Origin of the sequence: Corynebacterium sp. SA-MJD20WY100 (assembly GCF_039822565.1) — a bacterium.
GTDB classification, from domain to species: Bacteria; Actinomycetota; Actinomycetes; order Mycobacteriales; family Mycobacteriaceae; genus Corynebacterium; species Corynebacterium phoceense_A.
On record NZ_JBCJKS010000013.1, the window covers coordinates 1 to 19,661 of the forward strand.

Annotated in this window: 22 protein-coding genes, 4 tRNA genes and 1 pseudogene; 9 read left to right on the forward strand and 18 right to left on the reverse strand. The window is 63.9% G+C overall.

Annotated elements, in window-relative coordinates; genetic code table 11:
- From ABJ196_RS08090 to ABJ196_RS08135, 10 genes and pseudogenes are all read right to left on the reverse strand, one after another.
- Positions 1–465 (reverse strand): annotated as a pseudogene (locus ABJ196_RS08090) (magnesium transporter); the annotation flags it as partial.
- A 57-nt stretch (positions 466–522) separates the two neighbouring features.
- Complete coding sequence (locus tag ABJ196_RS08095; RefSeq protein ID WP_066485986.1) at positions 523–711, reverse strand: hypothetical protein; 189 nt, start codon at positions 709–711, stop codon at positions 523–525.
- Positions 712–969: 258 nt separating this feature from the next.
- Positions 970–1,042 (reverse strand) — tRNA-Arg (locus ABJ196_RS08100).
- Between the two features lie 167 nt (positions 1,043–1,209).
- Positions 1,210–2,784 carry a DASS family sodium-coupled anion symporter gene (locus ABJ196_RS08105; protein ID WP_347306060.1) on the reverse strand — a complete coding sequence of 525 codons (1,575 nt, stop codon included), beginning with the start codon at positions 2,782–2,784 and terminating at the stop codon, positions 1,210–1,212.
- A gap of 120 nt (positions 2,785–2,904) precedes the next feature.
- Complete coding sequence (locus tag ABJ196_RS08110) at positions 2,905–3,978, reverse strand: tartrate dehydrogenase (RefSeq protein WP_347306062.1); 1,074 nt, start codon at positions 3,976–3,978, stop codon at positions 2,905–2,907.
- A 9-nt stretch (positions 3,979–3,987) separates the two neighbouring features.
- Positions 3,988–4,290 (reverse strand): DUF202 domain-containing protein, encoded by a 303-nt coding sequence (locus tag ABJ196_RS08115; protein WP_347306064.1) that lies wholly within the window; start codon positions 4,288–4,290, stop codon positions 3,988–3,990.
- The gene (locus tag ABJ196_RS08120) at positions 4,283–4,651 is read right to left on the reverse strand and encodes a DUF202 domain-containing protein (RefSeq protein ID WP_347306066.1); all 369 of its coding nucleotides are present in this window, start codon (positions 4,649–4,651) and stop codon (positions 4,283–4,285) included. Before ABJ196_RS08120 ends, ABJ196_RS08115 begins: the two co-directional genes overlap by 8 nt.
- A 192-nt stretch (positions 4,652–4,843) precedes the next feature.
- A complete protein-coding gene (locus ABJ196_RS08125) occupies positions 4,844–5,521 on the reverse strand; it encodes a TrkA family potassium uptake protein (RefSeq protein ID WP_347306068.1) in 678 nt (225 codons plus the stop codon).
- Entirely contained in the window at positions 5,514–6,866 is a 1,353-nt protein-coding gene (locus ABJ196_RS08130; protein ID WP_347306191.1) for a potassium transporter TrkG, read from the reverse strand. Before ABJ196_RS08130 ends, ABJ196_RS08125 begins: the two co-directional genes overlap by 8 nt.
- A gap of 213 nt (positions 6,867–7,079) precedes the next feature.
- Positions 7,080–7,171: transfer RNA gene (locus ABJ196_RS08135), tRNA-Ser, on the reverse strand.
- 124 nt (positions 7,172–7,295) lie between these two features.
- Between ABJ196_RS08135 and ABJ196_RS08140 the strand changes: the two genes are divergently transcribed.
- The 3 genes from ABJ196_RS08140 (at position 7,296) to ABJ196_RS08150 (ending at position 10,620) form a co-directional block, all read left to right on the forward strand.
- On the forward strand, positions 7,296–8,963 hold the full coding sequence (locus ABJ196_RS08140; protein ID WP_347306070.1) for a thiamine pyrophosphate-binding protein: 1,668 nt from the start codon (positions 7,296–7,298) through the stop codon (positions 8,961–8,963).
- Between the two features lie 27 nt (positions 8,964–8,990).
- The gene (hisC, locus tag ABJ196_RS08145; RefSeq protein WP_347306072.1) at positions 8,991–10,007 is read left to right on the forward strand and encodes a histidinol-phosphate transaminase; all 1,017 of its coding nucleotides are present in this window, start codon (positions 8,991–8,993) and stop codon (positions 10,005–10,007) included.
- A 175-nt stretch (positions 10,008–10,182) separates the two neighbouring features.
- Positions 10,183–10,620: a phage holin family protein gene (locus tag ABJ196_RS08150; protein ID WP_347306074.1), complete on the forward strand. Its 438-nt coding sequence runs from the start codon at positions 10,183–10,185 to the stop codon at positions 10,618–10,620.
- Here ABJ196_RS08150 and ABJ196_RS08155 read toward each other — a convergent pair.
- A complete protein-coding gene (locus tag ABJ196_RS08155; protein ID WP_347306076.1) occupies positions 10,617–10,874 on the reverse strand; it encodes a MoaD/ThiS family protein in 258 nt (85 codons plus the stop codon). The genes ABJ196_RS08150 and ABJ196_RS08155 overlap by 4 nt on opposite strands.
- Before the next feature lie 107 nt (positions 10,875–10,981).
- Here ABJ196_RS08155 and glp point away from each other — a divergent pair, with 107 nt between their 5' ends.
- The 5 genes from glp to ABJ196_RS08180 are packed head-to-tail and all read left to right on the forward strand — an operon-like array spanning position 10,982 to position 14,317.
- Positions 10,982–12,145, forward strand: coding sequence for a gephyrin-like molybdotransferase Glp (glp, locus tag ABJ196_RS08160; protein WP_347306078.1), 1,164 nt, complete (start codon positions 10,982–10,984; stop codon positions 12,143–12,145).
- On the forward strand, positions 12,145–12,615 hold the full coding sequence (locus ABJ196_RS08165; RefSeq protein ID WP_257045193.1) for a MogA/MoaB family molybdenum cofactor biosynthesis protein: 471 nt from the start codon (positions 12,145–12,147) through the stop codon (positions 12,613–12,615). The genes glp and ABJ196_RS08165 overlap by 1 nt, the downstream gene beginning before the upstream one ends.
- On the forward strand, positions 12,605–13,063 hold the full coding sequence (locus ABJ196_RS08170; protein ID WP_347306080.1) for a molybdenum cofactor biosynthesis protein MoaE: 459 nt from the start codon (positions 12,605–12,607) through the stop codon (positions 13,061–13,063). The genes ABJ196_RS08165 and ABJ196_RS08170 overlap by 11 nt, the downstream gene beginning before the upstream one ends.
- Complete coding sequence (locus ABJ196_RS08175) at positions 13,060–14,061, forward strand: ThiF family adenylyltransferase (protein WP_347306082.1); 1,002 nt, start codon at positions 13,060–13,062, stop codon at positions 14,059–14,061. The genes ABJ196_RS08170 and ABJ196_RS08175 overlap by 4 nt, the downstream gene beginning before the upstream one ends.
- 55 nt (positions 14,062–14,116) lie before the next feature.
- Entirely contained in the window at positions 14,117–14,317 is a 201-nt protein-coding gene (locus ABJ196_RS08180) for a hypothetical protein (protein WP_347306084.1), read from the forward strand.
- Positions 14,318–14,564: 247 nt separating this feature from the next.
- On the opposite strand, the gene ABJ196_RS08185 is transcribed toward ABJ196_RS08180, so the two are convergent.
- The 7 genes from ABJ196_RS08185 to ABJ196_RS08215 all read right to left on the reverse strand — a co-directional run bounded on the left by ABJ196_RS08185 (position 14,565) and on the right by ABJ196_RS08215 (position 18,564).
- Positions 14,565–15,179: a CueP family metal-binding protein gene (locus tag ABJ196_RS08185; RefSeq protein ID WP_347306086.1), complete on the reverse strand. Its 615-nt coding sequence runs from the start codon at positions 15,177–15,179 to the stop codon at positions 14,565–14,567.
- A gap of 121 nt (positions 15,180–15,300) precedes the next feature.
- A complete protein-coding gene (locus ABJ196_RS08190) occupies positions 15,301–16,242 on the reverse strand; it encodes a cation diffusion facilitator family transporter (protein WP_347306088.1) in 942 nt (313 codons plus the stop codon).
- Positions 16,243–16,244: 2 nt separating this feature from the next.
- Positions 16,245–16,628 carry a metalloregulator ArsR/SmtB family transcription factor gene (locus ABJ196_RS08195; protein WP_347306193.1) on the reverse strand — a complete coding sequence of 128 codons (384 nt, stop codon included), beginning with the start codon at positions 16,626–16,628 and terminating at the stop codon, positions 16,245–16,247.
- A 146-nt stretch (positions 16,629–16,774) separates the two neighbouring features.
- Positions 16,775–16,848, reverse strand: a tRNA-Cys gene (locus ABJ196_RS08200).
- Between the two features lie 517 nt (positions 16,849–17,365).
- Positions 17,366–17,450, reverse strand: a tRNA-Ser gene (locus tag ABJ196_RS08205).
- A 117-nt stretch (positions 17,451–17,567) separates the two neighbouring features.
- A complete protein-coding gene (locus ABJ196_RS08210) occupies positions 17,568–18,221 on the reverse strand; it encodes a nucleotidyl transferase AbiEii/AbiGii toxin family protein (RefSeq protein WP_257071632.1) in 654 nt (217 codons plus the stop codon).
- A 13-nt stretch (positions 18,222–18,234) separates the two neighbouring features.
- Positions 18,235–18,564: a hypothetical protein gene (locus tag ABJ196_RS08215; protein ID WP_257054358.1), complete on the reverse strand. Its 330-nt coding sequence runs from the start codon at positions 18,562–18,564 to the stop codon at positions 18,235–18,237.
- Between the two features lie 124 nt (positions 18,565–18,688).
- On the opposite strand from ABJ196_RS08215, the gene ABJ196_RS08220 reads away from it, so the two are divergent.
- Entirely contained in the window at positions 18,689–19,651 is a 963-nt protein-coding gene (locus tag ABJ196_RS08220) for an NAD(P)H-quinone oxidoreductase (protein WP_257069470.1), read from the forward strand.
- The last annotated feature ends 10 nt before the right edge of the window (positions 19,652–19,661 follow it).

The following is a 19,661-nucleotide window of genomic DNA, read 5'->3' on the forward strand; positions in this document are numbered from 1 at the left end:
CGGATACAGCGTGGGAACCTCCGGCGACATGCGGCGGCCCACCGAGCCCTTCTCATAGCCCAACACCACGCCCGTAATGTCACGGTCCGGTTTATTAAGCGAGCGCAGCAGGCGATCCGCAATTTCCACGGGCAGCTCATCGAGCAGCGCCACGCGGTCCTCGGGCTCAAGTGCATCGAAGTACTCGAAAACCTCGGCGTTGCCCAACTCATCGATAACGTCCGCCTGCTGGACGAAGTCCATGGCGTCGAATACCTCGATGGCTTTTCGCCGCGGCAGCAGCCGCAACACCAGTGCAGCGCGCACCGGATTGCAGCGCTCCACAATGGCGACGACATCCCGAATAGGCAGACTCGTGGCCAAGGACTTGAGCTCCTGCGCCTGACCTGGGTCGAGCTCATCCTCGCTGCGCAGCATAATCTCGAGCTTGTCTACGTTATCGAGAACCCGCTGTTCTTTATTCATGCGCACCACCGCTTATCGCCGCGAACTAATCGCCCCCACCTTACCCCGCCCTAGTAGTTAGTCACGAAAGTTATCATCACGCTTCTTGCGCGCGTAATTCTTCTGCCGGTCCTCGCGTCCTACGAGCGGCACGACGGCCAGCCCCACGACGATGCCTGCAAGCAGCCACCAGAACGTTCCCGTGGCAATCCACATAATGCCGCCCAGCACGGCGCCACCGATAAGACCCGGGGTCCACTTGTTCATCGCTCGTCTCCTTCTGCCCGCCGGACACGCCTGTTGGCCTTATCCTAATGCCCCATGCTTTCCCCGACGGCGCTGGGCCACCACCATAAGACCCGTCATGTTGAACACGGCGGGCACTATCGGGCGCACTAGCCTCATTTTCAGCGTCACACTCCTGATAACGCGCCCGAAATGTAAGCGCCCCTACCCCCACGCTGCAGCACGGGCGGATGGAACACGAAGAAACCCGCTAGCCTTGCGGCCAGCGGGTTTGTGCTGTGCGCCCGGAGGGATTCGAACCCCCAACCTTCTGATCCGTAGTCAGATGCTCTATCCGTTGAGCTACGGGCGCTAACCATTGCCTCGAGCGGTTGGTGCTCTCTGTGCAACGAGGAATAACTATACCCACGGCTTTGAATTGTGACAAATCGCCAGGCCAGTCAATGTTTTTACCTACTGTTTACCCGGGGCGGACCATACAAAATACCCCGCACGAGGCGGGGCATTCGCAGAAAGAGGTTAAGCAGTGAGGCCAAAGACCGGGATGGCGATGAAGTAGACGGTGAGTGTGATGAGCACGGTACCGATGATGTTGAGCCAAATACCGCCCTTGATCATGTCGCCAATCTTCACGTGGCCAGAGCCGTACGCAATGGCGTTCGGCGGGGTGGCGACGGGGAGCATGAACGCACAGGTGGCGGCGAGTGCGACTGGGATGCAGAGCACGAGGACGTTGATGTCGCCGTTCGCCGTGAGGCCAATACCCACGGCGACGCCGCCCATAATCGGCAGGAAAGTCGCGGCGGTTGCGGTATTTGAGGTGATTTCCGTAAGGAAGAGGACCAGGAAGGAAATCGCGGCGATGAGGAAGATGACGGGCAGGGAGCCCAGACCCTTGGCCAGCTCACCAATCCACAGGGACAGGCCGGAATTATTGAACATCGCGGACAGGGACAGGCCGCCACCGAAGAGGAGGAGGACGTCCCACGGCATGTCATTGGCCGTCTTCCAGTCAAGCAGGCGCACGCCGGACTTGAAGTTGGCCGGCAGGATGAAGAGGATGAGACCAGCGGCGATACCTACGATGGCGTCGTCGTAGCCGGACTCCTTATCAAGGAAGAACGGGAGAGCAACCCACGCGACAGCGGCGCACAGGAAGATGATGGCGGTGGCGATCTGCGGGCCGGTCCACGGACCCATGGCCTTGATTTCGTCGTTGATGAGCTCCTTGCCGCCCGGGATACGATCCATCTCCGGCTTGAAGATGGTCACGAGCAGGAACCAGGCGATGAAGAGGAAGACGATGGCAATCGGCATGCCGACGATCATCCACTTGCCGAAGCTCAGGTCGATGTCATGCGACTCACGCATGTAGCCAGCGAGCAGGGCGTTCGGCGGAGTACCGATGAGCGTGCCCAGCGAGCCGATGGACGCAGCGTAGGCGATGCCGAGCATGAGCGCGGTCGCGAACTTCTTCTGGTTAGCCATGCCGCCCACCGTGTCAGCGGTAAGCGTCAAGACGGACATGCCAATAGGCAGCATGACCACGGCGGTCGCAGTGTTGGACACCCACATGGACAGGAAGCCCGTGGCAAGCATGAAGCCGAGCACGAGGCGCTTCGGCGACGTGCCAACGACCTTGACAACGGCAAGCGCCATGCGGCGGTGGACATTCCAACGCTGGAGGGCCAGCGCGATAAGGAAACCACCCATGAACAGGAAGATGGTCGACGACGCGTACGGCGAGCCGACTTCCTTAATCGTGCCCACGCCAGCCAGCGGGAAGACGACGAGCGGGATGAGGGCGGTGGCGGCCAACGGAATGGCCTCCGTCATCCACCATGCGCCCATAAGGACGGTAACGGCGGCGACGGCGCGCAGGCCTTCAAGCGTGTAGGTCTCCTCCGGGTCAGCGCCGGAAGACTGCATCACAGTCTCCACGGCGTTGGACGGGAAAAAGAGCCAAATGAGTGCGGCAAGAACAAGACCGACAATGAGGCCGGTGAATTCACGGCGCCATTCGAAAGTGCCGAGGGGCTTGTCGTCTTCGCCCTCGGCATGGGCGGTCGATGGGTGCGTTTGTGGGGTGGTCATGGTGCTCCTGGAAATGAGATACACGGCGGCGTTCACCGCGTGAGACACGCATTACCATAAACCACGCACTAGGGTCGGGGCCACATCGCGCCACCCCCACGTCGACCCCACGGCGGGCCGTTAGTCCGCCAGTCGAGCCGCGATTGCGGCCCCCAATTCGGAGGTAGTCGCGGTGCCGCCCATATCGGGCGTCAAACCCTGGCCCTCGGCGAGGACGGACTCGAAGGCCGCGATGACGGCATCGGCAGCCTCGCGCTCGCCGAGGTGATCGAGCATCATCGCGCCGGCCCAAATCTGGCCGATGGGATTGGCAATCCCCTGGCCAGCGATGTCTGGGGCCGATCCGTGGACGGGCTCGAAGAGGGAGGGGAACTCGCCCGTGGGATTGATATTGCCTGACGGCGCGATGCCAATGGTGCCGGTGCAGGCCGGGCCGAGATCGGACAAAATGTCACCGAAGAGGTTGGAGGCGACCACCACGTCGAAGCGGTCCGGGTGCATGACGAACTGGGCCGTGAGGATGTCGATGTGATATTTATCCACGCTTATTTCCGGGTAATTCTCCGCCATGGCTTCAACGCGGGAATCCCAATACGGCATGGTGATGGCAATGCCATTCGATTTCGTCGCGGACGTGAGATGCTTGGCGTCGCGACGTTGCGCGAGGTCGAAGGCGTATTTCAGGACGCGGTCGACGCCAGTGCGGGTCATGACAGTTTCCTGGATGACGGTCTCGCGATCCGTGTCCGGGAACATCGTGCCGCCCACGGAGGAGTATTCGCCCTCGGTGTTTTCGCGCACGACCCAGAAATCGATATCGCCGGGCTCACGGCCGGCGAGCGGCGAGGGCACGCCGGCGAGCAGCTTCACCGGACGCAGATTGATGTACTGATCGAACTCGCGGCGGAACTGGAGGAGCGAACCCCAGAGGCTCACGTGGTCCGGGACCGTCTCCGGCCAGCCCACGGCACCAAAGTAGATGGCGTCAAAGCCACCCAGCTGCGCCTTCCAATCGTCCGGCAACATCTGTCCGGTGCGCTGGTAGTACTCCGCCGAGGACCAATCGAACTCGGTGAACTCGAGCTCTAGGTCGAATTTCTCGGCCGCCGCGCGCAGGACGCGCAGGCCTTCGGGCATAACTTCGGTGCCGATTCCATCACCGGCGATAACAGCGATCGTGTACATGCGCCCCATTGTGCCCGCTTAAAGCGAGACCAGGCCAAGCAGTGCCAACCCCACCGTCAACCCCGCGAGCCCCGCCAAGGTTCCCGCACCCGGCAGGCCCTCCCCCGCTGCGAGTCGCCGATCCACGGCCCCGGCGCGCGCCCGCGCGGCGAGATACAGGCCACCCGCGGCCACAGCGACGATGACGAGTGCCCACGAGACCGCGAAGCCCGCCGCGCGCAGCGTGAGCAGCAGCGCGCCGACCGCCGCGAGCGCCGTGCGCTGCCACGACAGGCGGGTGCGCTCAGGCTGCATCCCGACGTCGAAGAGCGCGCTAGGCACGGGCTTCTCCGTAGAGCAGAACGCCGGCGATAACAAGGACGGCGAGCACCAATACCGGTAGCGCGAAGCTGCCTGGCAACGGTGTTCCCTCGCGCATGGCACGCTCGCAGCGCACCCAGTGCAGCCACGCGGCCACCGGCAGCACGAGCGCCGCAATGAGCATGACCACGCTTACTGCGCCAGTCACGCGGTCCGGCAAGTCGAGCTCTAAGGCGCGCAACGCCACGCCGCCAGCAATGAACGCGAGCGCCGTGCGCGTCCACGCGAGGAACGTCCGCTCATTGGCCAGGCTAAAGCGCGGGTCCGGCTCCTCGCCACGCCCGTAGACGGCGCGCGGGAACCGCTTGTCGGGGTTGCTCATGCCCCGCAGTCTAACGCGGCAGACAGGCGTGCGCCCCGCCGGCCGTCGAACGACCGCGGGGCGCACACTGAGTTGTGGCACGTTTTACCACCAGCCGAGCACCTTGAACCAGGCGCCGCCGACCACGAACCAGATGAGCAGGAAGGACAGGGAGCCCAGGAAGCTGTAGCTCCACTACTGGCCGGCCGCAGCTTATCCTTCCGTGAACTTCTCCAACGCCGCCGGCGAGCCCGCCGCCACGATGAGGTCGTTCGCCGTGAGCTCGCGACCATCAGTAAGCGGCAGCCACCGCCCCAGCGTGCGCACGGAGACCAACTGCACCTTGTACTCGCGCAGCACCTTGGCCAGGTCGAGCGGCTTGCCCTGCACGCGCGCGGGCGGCACGAGCTTGGTCACGCCGTAGTCCTGCGCGATCTCCGCAAAATCCTCGAAGCGGCCGGACAGGAGGTGTGCGATGCGCCGACCGGTATCGCGCTCCGGGCGGATGACGTGATGGACACCGATCTTGATCAGGATGCGCGCGTGCGCCTCCGAGTCCGCCTTCGCCCACACGTCGCGCACGCCCAGCTCCACCAAATTCGAGGCCGTCAAGATAGAGGCCTCCACGTCCGAGCCGATGGCGACAACGGCCCGCTCGACCTCGTCGATGCCGAGCTGCGTGAGCACGGCGGCATCGGAAGTATCTGCCTGCACGGTCTGCGTGAGCTCGGGCGCCATCTCGCGCACCAACTTGTCCGAAGCGTCGATGCCGAGCACCTCCACGCCATGGTCCATGAGCTCGCGGGCCAACGCGTGGCCGAAGCGGCCGAGGCCCACGACCACGACGGGTGCGATGTCGATGGTCTTCCGGGAACCAAAAATATTAACCAATGAAGGGCCTTTCCTCGGGGTAGCTAAAGCGCTGCGTGACCGCGCGCGCGGCGAGCGCCGCGATGAGTGTGGTGGGGCCGACGCGGCCCAAATACATAATGAAACACAGGATAATTTGGGACGGTGCACTCAGCGACGCGGTAATGCCGGTGGATAAGCCCACCGTCGCAAACGCGGAGGTCACCTCCAGCATGACCTGGTCCGCGGTGAACTGCGGGTCGAAGGCGCGCAACAGGCCCACGCCCACCGCAATGACGGCGATTCCAAAAAATGCCAGCACCAGCGCCTGGCGCACCGCCGCAGTGGGGATGCGCCGGTGTCCGATGGCGACGTCTTCACGGCCGCGAAATTCCGACACCATCGCCGCAAGGAGCACACACGCCGTCGTGACCTTGATGCCGCCGGCCGTACCCGCCGAGCCGCCGCCGATGTACATAAGGACATCCGTCCCCATGAGCGTCACCGGGTGCGCCTGGCCATAATCAATCGCATTGAAGCCCGCCGTGCGCGGCGAGACCGCCATGAAGAAAGCATTGAGCAGCCGCTCCCCCGCCGGCATCCCCGCCAGGACGCCCCGGCTTTCCGATGCCCACATGAACGCCGTCCCACCCACGACCAGCACCGCAGATGCCCACAAGGTCATGCGAGCGGTCACCGATGCATGGTGGACGCGTGCGCGCACCGTAAGCCGCGCGCGGACGCGGCGCAGGAACTCCGCGTGAACCGGATAGCCGAGACCGCCGCCGATGATCGCCGCTGCCAGCGGCAGTAGAATCCACGGGTCCGCGGCAAAACCCACGAGGTTATCCGAGTACGTGGAAAAGCCCGCGTTATTGAATGCGGAGACCGCGTGAAACGTGCCTTCCCACACCGCCTGCGGCCCGGTCCAGCCGTAGTGCGCCATGCCGCGCACACCCACGACGAGCGCCACGGCCGCCTCCGCTGCAAAGGTGAAGAGAAAGGTAAACGTGAGCGTGCGCCGAATGCCGCCTTCGACGATGGGGCGTCCCTCCGCCGCGCCCGCGGCACGCGCCTTGAGGCTCACCCGCCCGGTAAGCAGCATGCCCGACAGCGACGCAAGCGACATGATGCCCAATCCACCCAGCTGGATGAGCGCCAGGATGACGCACTGGCCGAAATGCGTCCAGTACGAACCGGTGTCCTCAACGATGAGCCCGGTGAGCGACACCGCCGAGGTCGCCGTGAAGAACGCTGGCAAGAACGGCGTCCAGTGCGGCACGTGCGCCGAGATGGGCAACATGAGCAACAGCGTGCCCGTCAAGATGAGAGCCATAAACCCGACCGCGGTGAGCCGCGCGGGTCCAAGCCACGAGATTTTCACCAGCCGATCCTAACCCCAGCGCGTTCCTGCCGCCTAGTTATGTGACGCAGTTTCCTCGACGCAGCTATGCTTCCCCTCCCGATGTCAGTTCTTCGTTCACGTCGCCGCACATTGGGCCCTCAACGAGGCCACTTAAACAAGGAACGGACACCCTCACCCCCGCGTGGCGCCTTGGCCCACACATGCGACAACCCCCGGCGAGAACCGGGGGTTGAGTGGCGGAGACGAGAGGATTTGAACCTCCGGACCTGCGCAAGCAAGTCAACTCCTTAGCAGGGAGCCCCATTCGGCCGCTCTGGCACGTCTCCAGATACTCGAAAGTATCACACGGAGACTTTACCTGAGGGCCGCCCCTGCACACAAAAGACGGCCCCCTTTATGTCAACGCGTCATAATAGACGGCAGCACTCACCGTCTCGAAAGGAGCACTGCATGCAGACGACCGTGGGCGAATTCCTCCTCCGCCGTCTCAAAGACATTGGCATTACCGAAGTCATCGGCGTGCCTGGCGATTTTAACCTGAGCTTTTTGGAACAGCTGCGCGACGCAGACGGCATCCGTTTCGTGGGCGCCTGCAACGAGCTCAACGCGGCGTATGCGGCGGATGGTTATGCCCGCTCGCGCGGCGTCGGCGCGCTGCTCACCACGTACGGCGTGGGCGAGCTCTCCGCTCTCAACGGCATTGCGGGCTCGCGCGCGGAGCACATCCCGGTCGTCTCCATCGGCGGCGCCCCGCCGCAGTACGCCACGGAGTTCCGCTGGAACCTCCACCACTCCCTCGCGGATGGCGACTTCGCGAATATGCTCGAGGCCATCGCGCCGTTCACGGAGGTCGCCGTGCGCGTCTCCCCCATGAACGCCGTCGAGGAAATCGATCGCGCACTGCGCACCTGTCTGCGTGAGAAGCGCCCCGTCCACATCCAGCTCCCCTCAGACATCACGCATCTCACCATCGAGGCTCCCGATGCCCCGCTCGACACCTCCCTGCCCGCCTCCGACCCCGAGCGCCTCGAGGCCGCGGCCGCACGCATCCTCGAGGCCCTCGCCCACGCCGAGCACCCAATCCTCCTTATTGACCAGGACGCGGACCGCCACGGTTTTACCGAGCCTCTCCTGCGCCTGGCGGAGAAGGCACAGATTCCTTTCGCCCAGATGTCCTCCGGCAAGGCCCTCCTGCCCGAGAATCATCCGCTCTTCATCGGCACCTACAACGGCGCGGCCTCCGCACCCGGCGTCAAGGACCGCGTGGAGCACTCGGACTTCCTGGTGACCACCAACCCGCGCTTCATCGAGGTCAACTCTGGTTCGTTCACGCACGAGCTTGACCACGCGCTCGTGGTTAACCTCGGTGACCAGCACGCCAGCGTTGACGGCGAGTACTTCGTGGGGCTCACCACCCGCGAACTTATCGATGCCCTCATCGACCGCGCCCCCGAGCGTCCCGCCACCCCGCGCGAGCCCGCCCCGGCCACGGAGACCGCCGCGCCCACCGGTCCGCTCACGCAGGCCGAGCTGTGGCCGCGCATGGCCCGCTTCCTCCGCGAGGACGACGTCGTCATCGCCGAGGCCGGCACCTCGCATATCGGCCTGAGCGCCCAGCAGCTGCCCGCGAACGTCAAGTACATCAACTCGCCCATCTGGGGCTCCATCGGCTTTACCCTGCCCGCAACGCTCGGCTCTCAGCTTGCTGAACCGGGCCGCCGCCACGTCCTCTTCATCGGCGACGGTTCCTTCCAGCTCACCGCCCAGGAACTGTCCACCATCCTGCGCGAGGAACTCAATCCCATCATCGTGCTCATGAATAACCGCGGCTACACCATCGAGCGCTACATCCTAGGCATGGAAGACGAGTACAACGACATCCAGAACTGGTCCTACGGCGCGCTGCCGCAGGTCTTCAAGCCGGATACGACGATGAAGTCCTACACCGCGCAGACCTTCGAGGAACTCGAGGAGGCGCTCGCCGCCATCGAGTCCTCGGACGCCGGCGCGTTCCTCGAGCTGCACCTTCCGCCTGCCGATGCCCCCGCCGGCCTCAAGGCCTTCGGCCCGCTCACCGCCGAATTCGACTACGGCCCGCGCGGACCCCGTAACCCGTAACCGCACCTAACCACTAGAGTGATAGAAATGATTCGCCCAGACCTTTCCTCCCTCCCCGCCTACGTCCCCGGCAAGCGCCAGGAAGACGCCCTCAAGCTCTCCTCCAACGAGGCCACGCAGCCGCCGCTGCCCGCCGCCGTCGACGCCATGGCCGCAGCTGCCGCCGGCGCGAACCGCTACCCGGACATGGGCGCCGTCGCCATCCGCGAGGCCCTCGCCGAGCACCTCGGCGTCGCCTTCGAGCAGGTTGCCGTGGGTACCGGTTCCTCCGCGCTGTGCCAGCAGCTCGTCCAGGTCACCTGCGCCGACGGCGACGAGGTTGTCTTCCCGTGGCGCTCCTTCGAGGCCTACCCCATCTTCGCCCAGGTCCACGGCGCCACCCCGGTCGCCATTCCGCTCAAGGACGAGGGCGTGGATCTGGAGGCCATAGCCGCCGCGATCACCGACCGCACACGCCTGATCTTCATCTGCAACCCGAATAACCCGTCCGGCTCCATCGTGACCCGCGCCGAGTTCGCTGAGTTCATGGCCAAGGTCCCGGCCGAGATCACCGTCGCCCTCGACGAGGCGTACACCGAGTACCTGCGCGCCGAGGACACCCCGCTGGCCACCGAGGACATCGCGAAGTACCCCAACCTCGTGGGTCTGCGCACCTTCTCCAAGGCCTACGGCCTGGCCGGCCTGCGCATCGGCTACGCCTTCGGCCAGCCGGACATGATCGAAGCCCTCAACAAGGTGTCGATCCCGTTCTCCGTGAACTCCGTGGCCCAGGCTGGCGCTCTCGCCTCCCTCGCCGCGCAGGATGAGCTGAAGCAGCGCACCGATACCGCCGTCGCCGAGCGCCAGCGCGTCATCGAGGCCACCGGCGCGTACCCCTCCGAGGCCAACTTCGTGTGGCTGCCGGGCGAGACCCCAGAACTCGCCGCCGCGCTCGCCGAGCAGGGCGTGCTCGTGCGCTCCTTCCCCGAGGGCATCCGCATCACGGTGACCACCCCGGAGGAGACCGATCAGCTCCTCGCTGCCTGGAAGGCCGTCCGCGGCTAATCTGCGCGTCCTCGCTACCTCGCAACGTGAATGAGTCGCGACATTTCTTGAGATTTTTCGACGACTCATTCACGTTGCGCGTTGTCAGGCGGCTCCGCGGAGCCCGAGCCGTTGCAGCGACGGCTCTGCGCGCTTTCTCAGGCAGTCCGCAGGGACGGCCGGTAGTGTCACACCCATGAAAGCCCTGTGGAACTTCGCACTCAACGTCATCGCCGTCGCCCTCGCCTTATGGGTCGTTGTCTCTTTCGTCCCCGGCATCGACATCGTGCCGCCCGCGCTCGCTACGGGCGAGCCAGGCATCGGGTCGACCAATGAGGCGGGCTCCTCGTCGACGTTCCTCGCCGTCGCGGCCGTTTTCGTTCTCGTCAACGCAGTCATCACGCCGGTGCTGCGGTTCCTCGGCGCACCCCTTACCTGCGCCACACTCGGATTGTTCGCGCTCGTCATTAATGGCGCGACGCTGCTCATCACGGAGTGGGCGTTCAACTCCCTTGATACCTCGCTGGGTCACCTCGACATCGACGGCTGGCTGCCCGCCATCCTCGGCGCGGTCGTGCTCGGTCTCGTCTCAGGCGTGGTGAATTTCTTCACAAGCCCGCTGCGGGCTCGCTAGCCCCCGGCGAAAGGCGGGAGGATATCCACGCGCGCGGCGCCGTCGAGGACGGCGTCGCGTTCAGCGTTTTTGCCATCGATGAGGAAGGTGCACCGCTCGAAGACCTGCGCAAGCGTCATGCCAGCCTCGGTGGTGCCGGTATGCGCGGCCGCGAGGGCATCGAGAAGCTCGCCAAGGGAGGCTGCGGGCTCCGCAGACTCCTGGGCGGTACCGGCGGCGGCGCGGGCCGCGGCAAAGTAATGAATCTCAAGCATGCACCCCACTATGCCAGCTCAGAACACGCGAGAAAAAGCCTAGACTTGTAGACGATGTGTCCCCACCGGGGTTTCACCCACGGATCCCCCTTGTACAAGGAGTTGCCATGCGCACGTACGAAGAACACTTGAGCGCCGTCCGCGCCGTCGTCACCGCACCGAACGTCGTCACGCGTTCCCTGCTGGAAGCCGATGGCATGGTCCTGGCCAAGTCCATCAACGCGACCTACAACTCCCCGCGCTTCGATAACTCCCAGATGGATGGCTACGCCATCACGGACCCAGCTGGCGGCACGCTCACTGTGGGCGCCACGGTCGCCGCGGGTGACACGGCTGCGACACCGCTCAAGGAGGGCATCGCCACCCCAATCATGACCGGCGCCAAGGTGCCGGAGGGCACCAAGGCCATCGTGCCGGTGGAATTCTGCGAGCCGTCCACCTTCGTCGAACAAGGCGGCACCGTCACCATCCCGGCCGTCAAGGAAGGCCAGTACATCCGTAAGGCCGGCTCTGACGTCGAGGAAGGCAAGTTGCTCATCCCCGGCGGCACGCGCCTGCTCCCGGCCGCTATCTCCGCGCTCGCTGGCCAGGGCTACACCGAGGTCGAGGTGTACGCCCCCACCCGCATCGTCGTCGTCACCGGCGGCGCCGAGATCGGCACCGCCAACCTGTCCGCCGGCCAGATTCCGGACTCCAACGGCCCGATGATCGCCGCGCTGTGCAAGGAGTACGGCATCGAGGTCGTCGCCTACGTACGCACCAACGATGACCCTGGTATCCTGCGCTCCGATCTGGAAGGCGTCGTGCGTCTCTACCAGCCGGACGCCATCGTCACCTCCGGCGGCGTCTCCCACGGCAAGTTCGAAGTCGTACGCCAGGTCTTCGAGGACAACGGCTGGTTCGGCCACGTCGCCCAGCAGCCCGGCGGCCCGCAGGGCCTCGCCCACTTGGGCGATGTTCCGGTCATCTGCCTGCCCGGTAACCCGGTCTCCACGCTCGTGAGCTTCCGTCTCTACGTCGGTCCGGTCCTCGGCCACTCGCGCCCGCCGTATATCTCGCGCATCATGCAGGACGTGGACGGCCTCGAGTCCCGCGACCAGTTCCGCCGCGGTGTGCTCTCCCACTCGCCGGAGGGCATGGGCCAGGCCGAGCTTCTCCCGGGTGCAGGTTCCCACCTCATTTCCCAGGCTATGTCCGCCACCGCCCTTATCCGCATCCCCGCTGGCGCGCACCTCAAGGCCGGCGATCCAGTTGAGGTCTTCCCCATCTAATGGCACGCACCGGAATCGTTATCGTCGCCTCCACCCGCGCCGCCGCGGGCACGTATGAGGACCGCTCCGGCCCCATCGCCGTCGAGTTCCTGCGCGCGCAGGGCCTGGAGTGCGCCGATGCCTCCGTGGTTCCCGACGCGGACATTCGCGCCGCTGTCGACCAGGCTTTCGCCGAGAACCCCGCGGTGATCCTCACCTCGGGTGGCACGGGACTCAGCCCCGATGACCAGACGGTCGAGGCCCTCGAAGCCCACCTCGAGCGAACCTTGCCGGGAATTGCCCACGCGTTCTACGCGGCATCGGCACGCGTGCCCACCGCCCCGCTCTCGCGCACCGTCGCGGGCACGCGCGGGACGACCTTCGCCATGGCACTGCCCGGCTCGACGGGCGGGGTCAAGGACGGCGTCACGGTACTGGAGCCTATCCTGGGACACATCATTGAACAGCTCGAAGGGAAGCATGAGCACTGATCCACAGTACGTAGCAGAGCAAACCGGCCTGGTCATCGACGCTTTTATGACGGACGAGACCATCGACACGGCCGCGGCAGTTGCCGCGACCACCACGCCTGCCATGGGCGCGACCGTCACCTTCGACGGCATCGTGCGCGACCATGACGGAGGGCGCGGCGGCGTCGAACTGCTCACCTACACTGCGCACCCCAGCGCGGATGCGGAAATCAAACGCGTCGCCGCTGAGGTCATCAGCTCCCACCCCAACGCCCGCCTGTGGTGCGCGCACCGCACGGGCGATCTGCACGTCGGGGACTCAGCCTTTGTGGTTGTCGCCGCCGCCGCGCACCGTGCTGACGCGTTCCATGCCGCCGAGGACTGCGCCAACCGCGTCAAAGCCGAGGTGCCCATCTGGAAAGAGCAACGCCACGCCGACGGTTCCGCGAATTGGGTAGGTCTCGAATGAGCGTTCGCTATGCCCGGCAGGAGGCCCTCTGGGGCGAGGAGGGCCAGGCTAAGCTTGCCCGTGCCACCGTCGCCGTCATCGGCGCCGGAGGGCTCGGCTCCCCCGCGCTGCTCTACCTCGCCGGCGCTGGCGTGGGCCGCATCCTCCTCTTCGACGATGACGAGGTCTCCCTGTCCAACCTGCACCGCCAGGTCATCCATGCCACGCCGGACGTGGGACGCCCGAAGACCTCATCCGCGGCCGAGACAATCGCCGCGCTCAACCCCGCCGTCACAGTCGAGACCTTCGGCCGCCTCGAGTCCGCTACCGCGCTCGAGCAGCTGCGTGGCGCGGACGTCATCCTCGATGGCACCGACAACTTCGACGCGCGCTACCTGTCCTCCTGGGCCGCCCACGAATTGGGCATTCCCCATATCTGGGCCTCCATCCTGGGCTTCGACGCGCAGCTGTCCGTCTTCTGGTCTGGCCACGGCCCCGTCTACGAAGACGTCTTCCCCACCGCCCCCGCGCCCGGCTCCGTGCCGTCGTGCTCGCAGGCAGGCGTGCTCGGCCCCGTCGTGGGCATCGTCGGCTCCGCCATGGCCCTCGAGGCCCTCAAAATCATCACCGGCGTCGGCGAGCCCCTCATAGGCAAGCTCGGTTATTTCGACGCCCTGTCCGGCACGTGGGAGTACATCCCGCTCGTCACCTCGGGCACCGTGCCCACCCAGCCTGACGATGCCCCCGAAGTCCGCGCCGTTCCCCTCGGCGCCCGTCTGATCGACGTGCGCACCGCCGAGGAACGCAAGCAATCCGTCATCCCCGGCGCGGAGCACTTCCTGCTCAACCGCATCCTCGCCGGCGAGAACCCCGACCTCGACCCCGACGAATACGCGGTCATCCACTGCGCCTCCGGCATCCGCTCCGCCCAGGCCGTGGCTCTCCTGCGCGAGCGCGGCTTCACCAACGTCGTCTCGCTGCGCGGCGGGATTAATGCGTGGTTGGAGCAGAATTCGTAGTGGCCAGCACCGTTATCTACCGGTAGCGTCGCTAGCGCGCGAAAGGAATACCGCGATGACCACCTCCGCAGCACCGCTCGTCGTAACCGCCCGCACGTGGTACGGCGGCTGGGCCCTCACTATCGACAAGGACAACGCCACGAGCACCCTGCGCCTCGAGGACGCTGAAGCACAGGTTCGCGATTACCTCGATACACTCGAACCCCACGTCGATCACTCCACCGTGCACGTACTCGTCACCGTCGAGCACACCTAACCCTGAATATCGATCCCCACATACGCACTAGGCACGCATCTCAGTTAAGAAAGGCCCTAGACATCACATTTCTAGCCTATCTGTACCGCTCATGACAGCCAATGCCTTCACTCCTCATCGAAGGCCCAGGGGTCGGCGGTGGTGACTTCGCTCATGGGACTGCTTCCCTTCCTATGACACGTCGCGTGCGATAGACCGCGCACACCACAACGCCCTACCCAGTGGGGGTATTTCCGTGGTGCTAGTTTCAGACCAGTCGCATCGTGGTCAGGCAGGTTTGCGCATCGTCGCCGACGGTCGAAAGTTCGGAGGTGGCGGTCTGGCCGTCGTGGGTGATCGAGATCGATGTCTCGATGCCTCGGGGCAGCCAGATCCCGACGAAGCCGTTGTCGAGGGTTCTCAGCTCCTCGTCGAGGATCGTCTCGCCGGTCGTCGCATCCGTCACCGTTACGGCCACGTCTGCGTTGCGCAGCTCACCCAGGCATCCGGTCGGGCTGTGGTAGTAACAATCATGGGTCTGCGACCGATATGGGGCAACGGATACGTAGATCTCGTCACTGGGCAACCGCACCTCTGTCGCGTGCTCGTGATGATCGGTGAGCGTGACGGTCTCCGCAGTGATCGACGTGGTCAATGTCTCCGTGCGCTCGTCCAGCGGGATCGCATCGAGCGTTTCGACCAGCTCCCGCACGTCGAGGCCTTCGAGACCATGCTCGACAAGAATCTCGGCCCCGCTGGCCGAGGTGGCTGAGGGCGAGTCGTTGGCGGCCGCGCATCCGGTGAGCAGGAAAGCACCGATCACGACGGTGATTGCAGCGGTTTTCTTCCCGCCGTACTTCGGCAATGACCTGAGGTTCTCCATGGGATTCCTTCTCGTGCCTGCCCGTGGTGCCTATTGACCATAGTACCCCATAGGGGTAGTGCCTACCTGTGTGATGCGGAAGCGCCCCCGCCCGGTACGAGCCCGAGAGGGGGCGCTGCGTTCAGTCGTGCTTGCTGACTTCCGGTTCATGTTTGGCAATGTGCTCAGTCTCGATCTGGAAGGTCGAGTGATGGACGGAGACCTGGAAATGTCCTGCGACGCAGTCTCTAATCTCTTGGAGCATCTGAGCGGCATGACCGTCGGTGAAGCACTCGTCGGCGACAACGACGTGGGCGGTCAGGGTCGGTAGGCCGGTCGCCACAGTGGAGGCGTGCAGATCATGGACATCCTGGACGTGGTCGAGTTCGAGGATGTGTGAGCGGACTTTGTCGAGGTCGAGGCCCTTAGGAGTGAACTCCATGAGGACGCCGATGGTCTCACGCATCAGCTTGAACGCGCGAGGCACGATCAAGCTGGCGATGAACAGGCCGGCGATGGCGTCGGCCTGCGTGAACCCGGTCGTGGCGATCACGATCGCCGCGATGATCACTCCGAGTGAGCCGAGGGCGTCGTTGAGGACTTCGAGGAACGCGGCGCGCATGTTGAAGTTCGAACCGCGGCTGGAGGCGAGGATGATGATGGCGATGGTGTTCGCGACCAGGCCGATAATGCCGAAGATCAGCAGTTCGCTTGCGGGCACCTCCGGCGGCTCGAACAGTCGCCGGATGCCTTCGATGGCGGCGTACGTGCCCACCACCAGCAGCAGTGCCGACTGCCCGAGGGCTGCGATCACCTCGATACGCCGGAACCCCCAGGTGCGCTTGGCGTTAGCGGGTTTGAGCATCAGCGTCCCGGCAATCAGTGCAACCAGCAGACCGAAGGCATCGGTGATGGCATGGGCGGTGTCGGTCAGCAGTGCGAGGCTGCCGGTGATGACCGAGCCGATGGCCTGGGCAACGACGATCGTCGCGGTGATCGAGAATGCGATCCAGAGTTTCTTGCGGAAATCTCCAGGGTGCCCGGTCTCGCTGGCGGCGGGGCCGTGATTGTGTCCTGCCCCCATGTCTACTTCTTCTCCGTATCTGTCGCGTGGTGGATATGTGGGAGTCGCAGGTGCGTGCAGAGCAGGGCCTGCGTGCCGGTGGCATCGAGGAGGCATTCGGCAGCGGCGATGAGGGTACGCAGGAGCTCGGGCTGCGTCAGCGAGTACCAGGTGGAGCGCCCTTCCGGGCGCATCGTCACCAGGCCGCACTCAACGAGAAAGCCGACATGTTTGCTCACCGTGGACTGGGCCAGGCCCATGTGCTCGACCAGATCGCGGACCCGGTGCTCACCCGAGGCGAGGTGCTGCACGATCGCCAACCTCGTCGGTTCCGCAAATGCCTGGAACAGGTGGGCGTACGCTGCCGTCGCCACCTCGTCGAGGGCTGCCCCCTCCTGTTGAATCATAGACATATGGCGATTATATCGCTCTATAGCGATATAATCGAGTGTGATGTGTCACTCGATGGGAAATGAAGCTCAGAGGTCTCGGCGCGCCCGAGGGTGGACTGCCGGCCTCCTGCAACGCATGCTCTATTGGGCTCAGCGGAAAGTGGAGGTGCCTACGGGACCCGAACCCGTGTAAAAGGTTTTGCAGACCGCTGCCTATCCTCTCGGCCAAGGCACCAAGTCGCCGGCGAGATCAGTCGCCCGGCGTGAGGCCGGCAACCAGGTTGAAGGCGCCGGTGAGTAAATCGGCGCGTTAGACCGTCATGGAAGGTATTCAACCATTCACCAACGGTAACGGCGGCTGCCTGTTGGGCCTTCTTTCGTTGTGCCGGTGATGTCCAGGTGTCAAGGTCGATTAGGCGGCGTTCATCGGATAACCAACCATCGGCGTCAATACGTGTAGGGAAGGAACGTCCCAGTGTATGACGGGCACCATCCGGGCCAAGATAATCGGCGTAGAACCGCTTCCCCTTTTTGGCGACCTTGCCAAAGTCGCGCGGTGAACGGCGATTCTATTTCGTGGTGGCCATGGTGGTGTCTCCATTCAAGGGAATGGGAAGAAAATTCCCTTAACTTTCCCTTCATTACATCATTTTGTGGCTATACCTGTCCCTATTTGACAAAATGGATAATGCCGTTGACCAGCCTAGACAAAGCAAACCCCAGTGAACAGTCATCAGGGAAAATGATAGTTGCGGAGACGGAGGGATTTGAACCCTCGGTGAGTTTCCCCACGCTGGTTTTCAAGACCAGTGCATTCGGCCGCTCTGCCACGTCTCCTCGTCACAACTGCAGTCGCAAGCGACCACAGAACGTAACTGCTTTAGCCTACTAAACCGTGGGCCGCGATTCATACTCGGACCATCAACAACCCCAAGTATGCCCCAGAGGCTTGCGCTATTCGGCTCTGTAAAGCCTTTCAACTTCCTGAGCGAAGCTTTCAACCCGCCGGGTAATCCCCAACCATTCGTCCTCTGAAACCCCATATCGTTCAACTCTCTGCGCTGTTATTCCAGAGATTGCTCGCAACGCGACAAGGAAATACTTCGCATTGAAACCGGGATCGGCATGTGTGGCAAGCTCAAAGATTCTCTCGATTGAGTAGTCCGAACTGCCGATAATTGCGTCAAGATCCAGAAAATCGCGGGGAAGCGCTCGCCCAAACACTGCAAGTACTTTGTTAGCCACGGCGTCATCCCTGTGCAGGACTGGGCCAATGGCTAACATGACCCCTTCAGCTTTTGCACGCCAATCCAGTCCCATCTCCAGAACTACAGAATCACCTTCGGCAGACTCCAACTGCATTGATGCAAAAGTCTCAAACTGTCTACGGACTTCACTCGAAATTCCAGCATGTTTCAACGCCTCGCGGACTGACATAACCGCAGAGGAAAAATCCGCCGGATCGGCGTTATTCGTAAACAGATCAACGTCTTCTGTAGGCCTATCCGTCATTCCGTGTTCTCGAAGGGCGCTGCCCCCTGCTAATACAAACCCCAAACTGCTGCTTGCTTTCAAGGCGATCGTTGCAACTTGACGCTGAAAGCTCAATTGCGGCCGCATACTAACCACCCAATTGCGGGAAACGATCCTCCCACATTGCACGGGTCATGCGGTCCCCCGTCATCTTTGGCCATACGCGCAATAGCGTGTTCTTATTGATGATCATTCTTAGTTCTTCCAGCGTTGCCGTACCCAACGCTTCCGAATAGACATCAGCGCAGGCCTCATCATCGCCCGCGTCCAAGACATAAAGCTGCTGGGAAGCCCACATCACCGAAATCGGAATCTCCATCAATCCCGATGCCGGTCCGCGCAGCTCATCAAGCGATTCTGGAATCACGATAGGACGGCGGAACGTCGTGCCTCGGGGGACGGTGGGATAAGTCGCCATCACCAACTCCTTTCTCGCTAGCTGCGTGAATGTGTACGTACCCACAGTCTAAAAGAATCCCCAGTCAAAGTCAGCGCCCCGAAAGCCCGACGCGCGGCGGGAAGAAAACGCTAGTTTGGGGTGCATGCACGCAGTTATTCAGAAGGACTTAGAAGACCCCCGCTCGCTCGAACTGGGCGAAGTGGATACGCCAGAGCTCAAGCCCGGGGAAGTACTCGTCGAGGTCAAGGCCGCCGGTGTCAACCGCGCGGACCTCCTCCAGGCGCGCGGGGCGTACCCGCCGCCCAAGGGCGAGTCGGAGATTATCGGTCTCGAGGCCGCTGGCGTCATCGTTGACGCAGGTGATACCGACCGCCAGGTCGGCGAGGAAGTCGGCGCGCTGCTCGCCGGCGGCGGTTATGCCGAGTTCGTCGCCGTGCCGGAAGGCCAGCTGCTGCCCATCCCGAAGGGTTTCAGCCTCGAAGAGACCGCCGCGGTCATCGAGGTCGCCTGCACGGTGTGGTCGAACCTCGTCATGGCGGCGGGGCTCAAGGAGGGCCAGACGATTCTCATCCACGGCGGTGGCGGCGGCATCGGCACGTTTGCCATCCAGGTCGCCAAGGCGCTCGGCGCGAAGGTGGCTGTTACTGCAGGCTCGGCAGCAAAGCTCGAGCGCTGCCGCGAGCTTGGCGCAGACATCCTCATCAATTACAAGGAGCAGGACTTCGCTGAAGAGCTCAAGAACCAGTGTGACGTCGTCCTCGACATCATCGGCGCGAAGTACCTGAAGCAAAACCTCAAGGCACTCGCCGTGGACGGCCACATGGTCATCATCGGTATGCAGGGCGGCACGAAGGGCGAGATCAACCTCGGCGTCGTCCTCAACAAGCGGCTGACCATTCAGGGCACTACGGTGCGCGGACGCGACCGCGCGGACAAGGCCGCCATCGTTGCCGAGACAGTGAAGAATGTCTGGCCCATGCTCGAGGACGGCCGCGTCACACACGCCCTCCACGCGACGTTCCCGCTTGCCCGTGCCGCCCGCGCCCACGAGGCGCTCGACTCCGGTGAGGTCACGGGCACGCTGGTGCTCACGAACGCCGACTAGCCGGGAAGAC

Bases quoted from the DNA above. Each gene is read 5' to 3' on its own strand.
- ABJ196_RS08095 (WP_066485986.1), bottom strand. From the start codon at position 711: ATGAACAAGTGGACCCCGGGTCTTATCGGTGGCGCCGTGCTGGGCGGC.
- ABJ196_RS08105 (WP_347306060.1), bottom strand. From the start codon at position 2,784: ATGACCACCCCACAAACGCACCCATCGACCGCCCATGCCGAGGGCGAA.
- ABJ196_RS08110 (WP_347306062.1), bottom strand. From the start codon at position 3,978: ATGGGGCGCATGTACACGATCGCTGTTATCGCCGGTGATGGAATCGGC.
- ABJ196_RS08120 (WP_347306066.1), bottom strand. From the start codon at position 4,651: ATGAGCAACCCCGACAAGCGGTTCCCGCGCGCCGTCTACGGGCGTGGC.
- ABJ196_RS08140 (WP_347306070.1), top strand. From the start codon at position 7,296: ATGCAGACGACCGTGGGCGAATTCCTCCTCCGCCGTCTCAAAGACATT.
- hisC (WP_347306072.1), top strand. From the start codon at position 8,991: ATGATTCGCCCAGACCTTTCCTCCCTCCCCGCCTACGTCCCCGGCAAG.
- ABJ196_RS08150 (WP_347306074.1), top strand. From the start codon at position 10,183: ATGAAAGCCCTGTGGAACTTCGCACTCAACGTCATCGCCGTCGCCCTC.
- ABJ196_RS08155 (WP_347306076.1), bottom strand. From the start codon at position 10,874: ATGCTTGAGATTCATTACTTTGCCGCGGCCCGCGCCGCCGCCGGTACC.
- glp (WP_347306078.1), top strand. From the start codon at position 10,982: ATGCGCACGTACGAAGAACACTTGAGCGCCGTCCGCGCCGTCGTCACC.
- ABJ196_RS08165 (WP_257045193.1), top strand. From the start codon at position 12,145: ATGGCACGCACCGGAATCGTTATCGTCGCCTCCACCCGCGCCGCCGCG.
- ABJ196_RS08170 (WP_347306080.1), top strand. From the start codon at position 12,605: ATGAGCACTGATCCACAGTACGTAGCAGAGCAAACCGGCCTGGTCATC.
- ABJ196_RS08175 (WP_347306082.1), top strand. From the start codon at position 13,060: ATGAGCGTTCGCTATGCCCGGCAGGAGGCCCTCTGGGGCGAGGAGGGC.
- ABJ196_RS08180 (WP_347306084.1), top strand. From the start codon at position 14,117: ATGACCACCTCCGCAGCACCGCTCGTCGTAACCGCCCGCACGTGGTAC.
- ABJ196_RS08185 (WP_347306086.1), bottom strand. From the start codon at position 15,179: ATGGAGAACCTCAGGTCATTGCCGAAGTACGGCGGGAAGAAAACCGCT.
- ABJ196_RS08190 (WP_347306088.1), bottom strand. From the start codon at position 16,242: ATGGGGGCAGGACACAATCACGGCCCCGCCGCCAGCGAGACCGGGCAC.
- ABJ196_RS08195 (WP_347306193.1), bottom strand. From the start codon at position 16,628: ATGATTCAACAGGAGGGGGCAGCCCTCGACGAGGTGGCGACGGCAGCG.
- ABJ196_RS08215 (WP_257054358.1), bottom strand. From the start codon at position 18,564: ATGGCGACTTATCCCACCGTCCCCCGAGGCACGACGTTCCGCCGTCCT.
- ABJ196_RS08220 (WP_257069470.1), top strand. From the start codon at position 18,689: ATGCACGCAGTTATTCAGAAGGACTTAGAAGACCCCCGCTCGCTCGAA.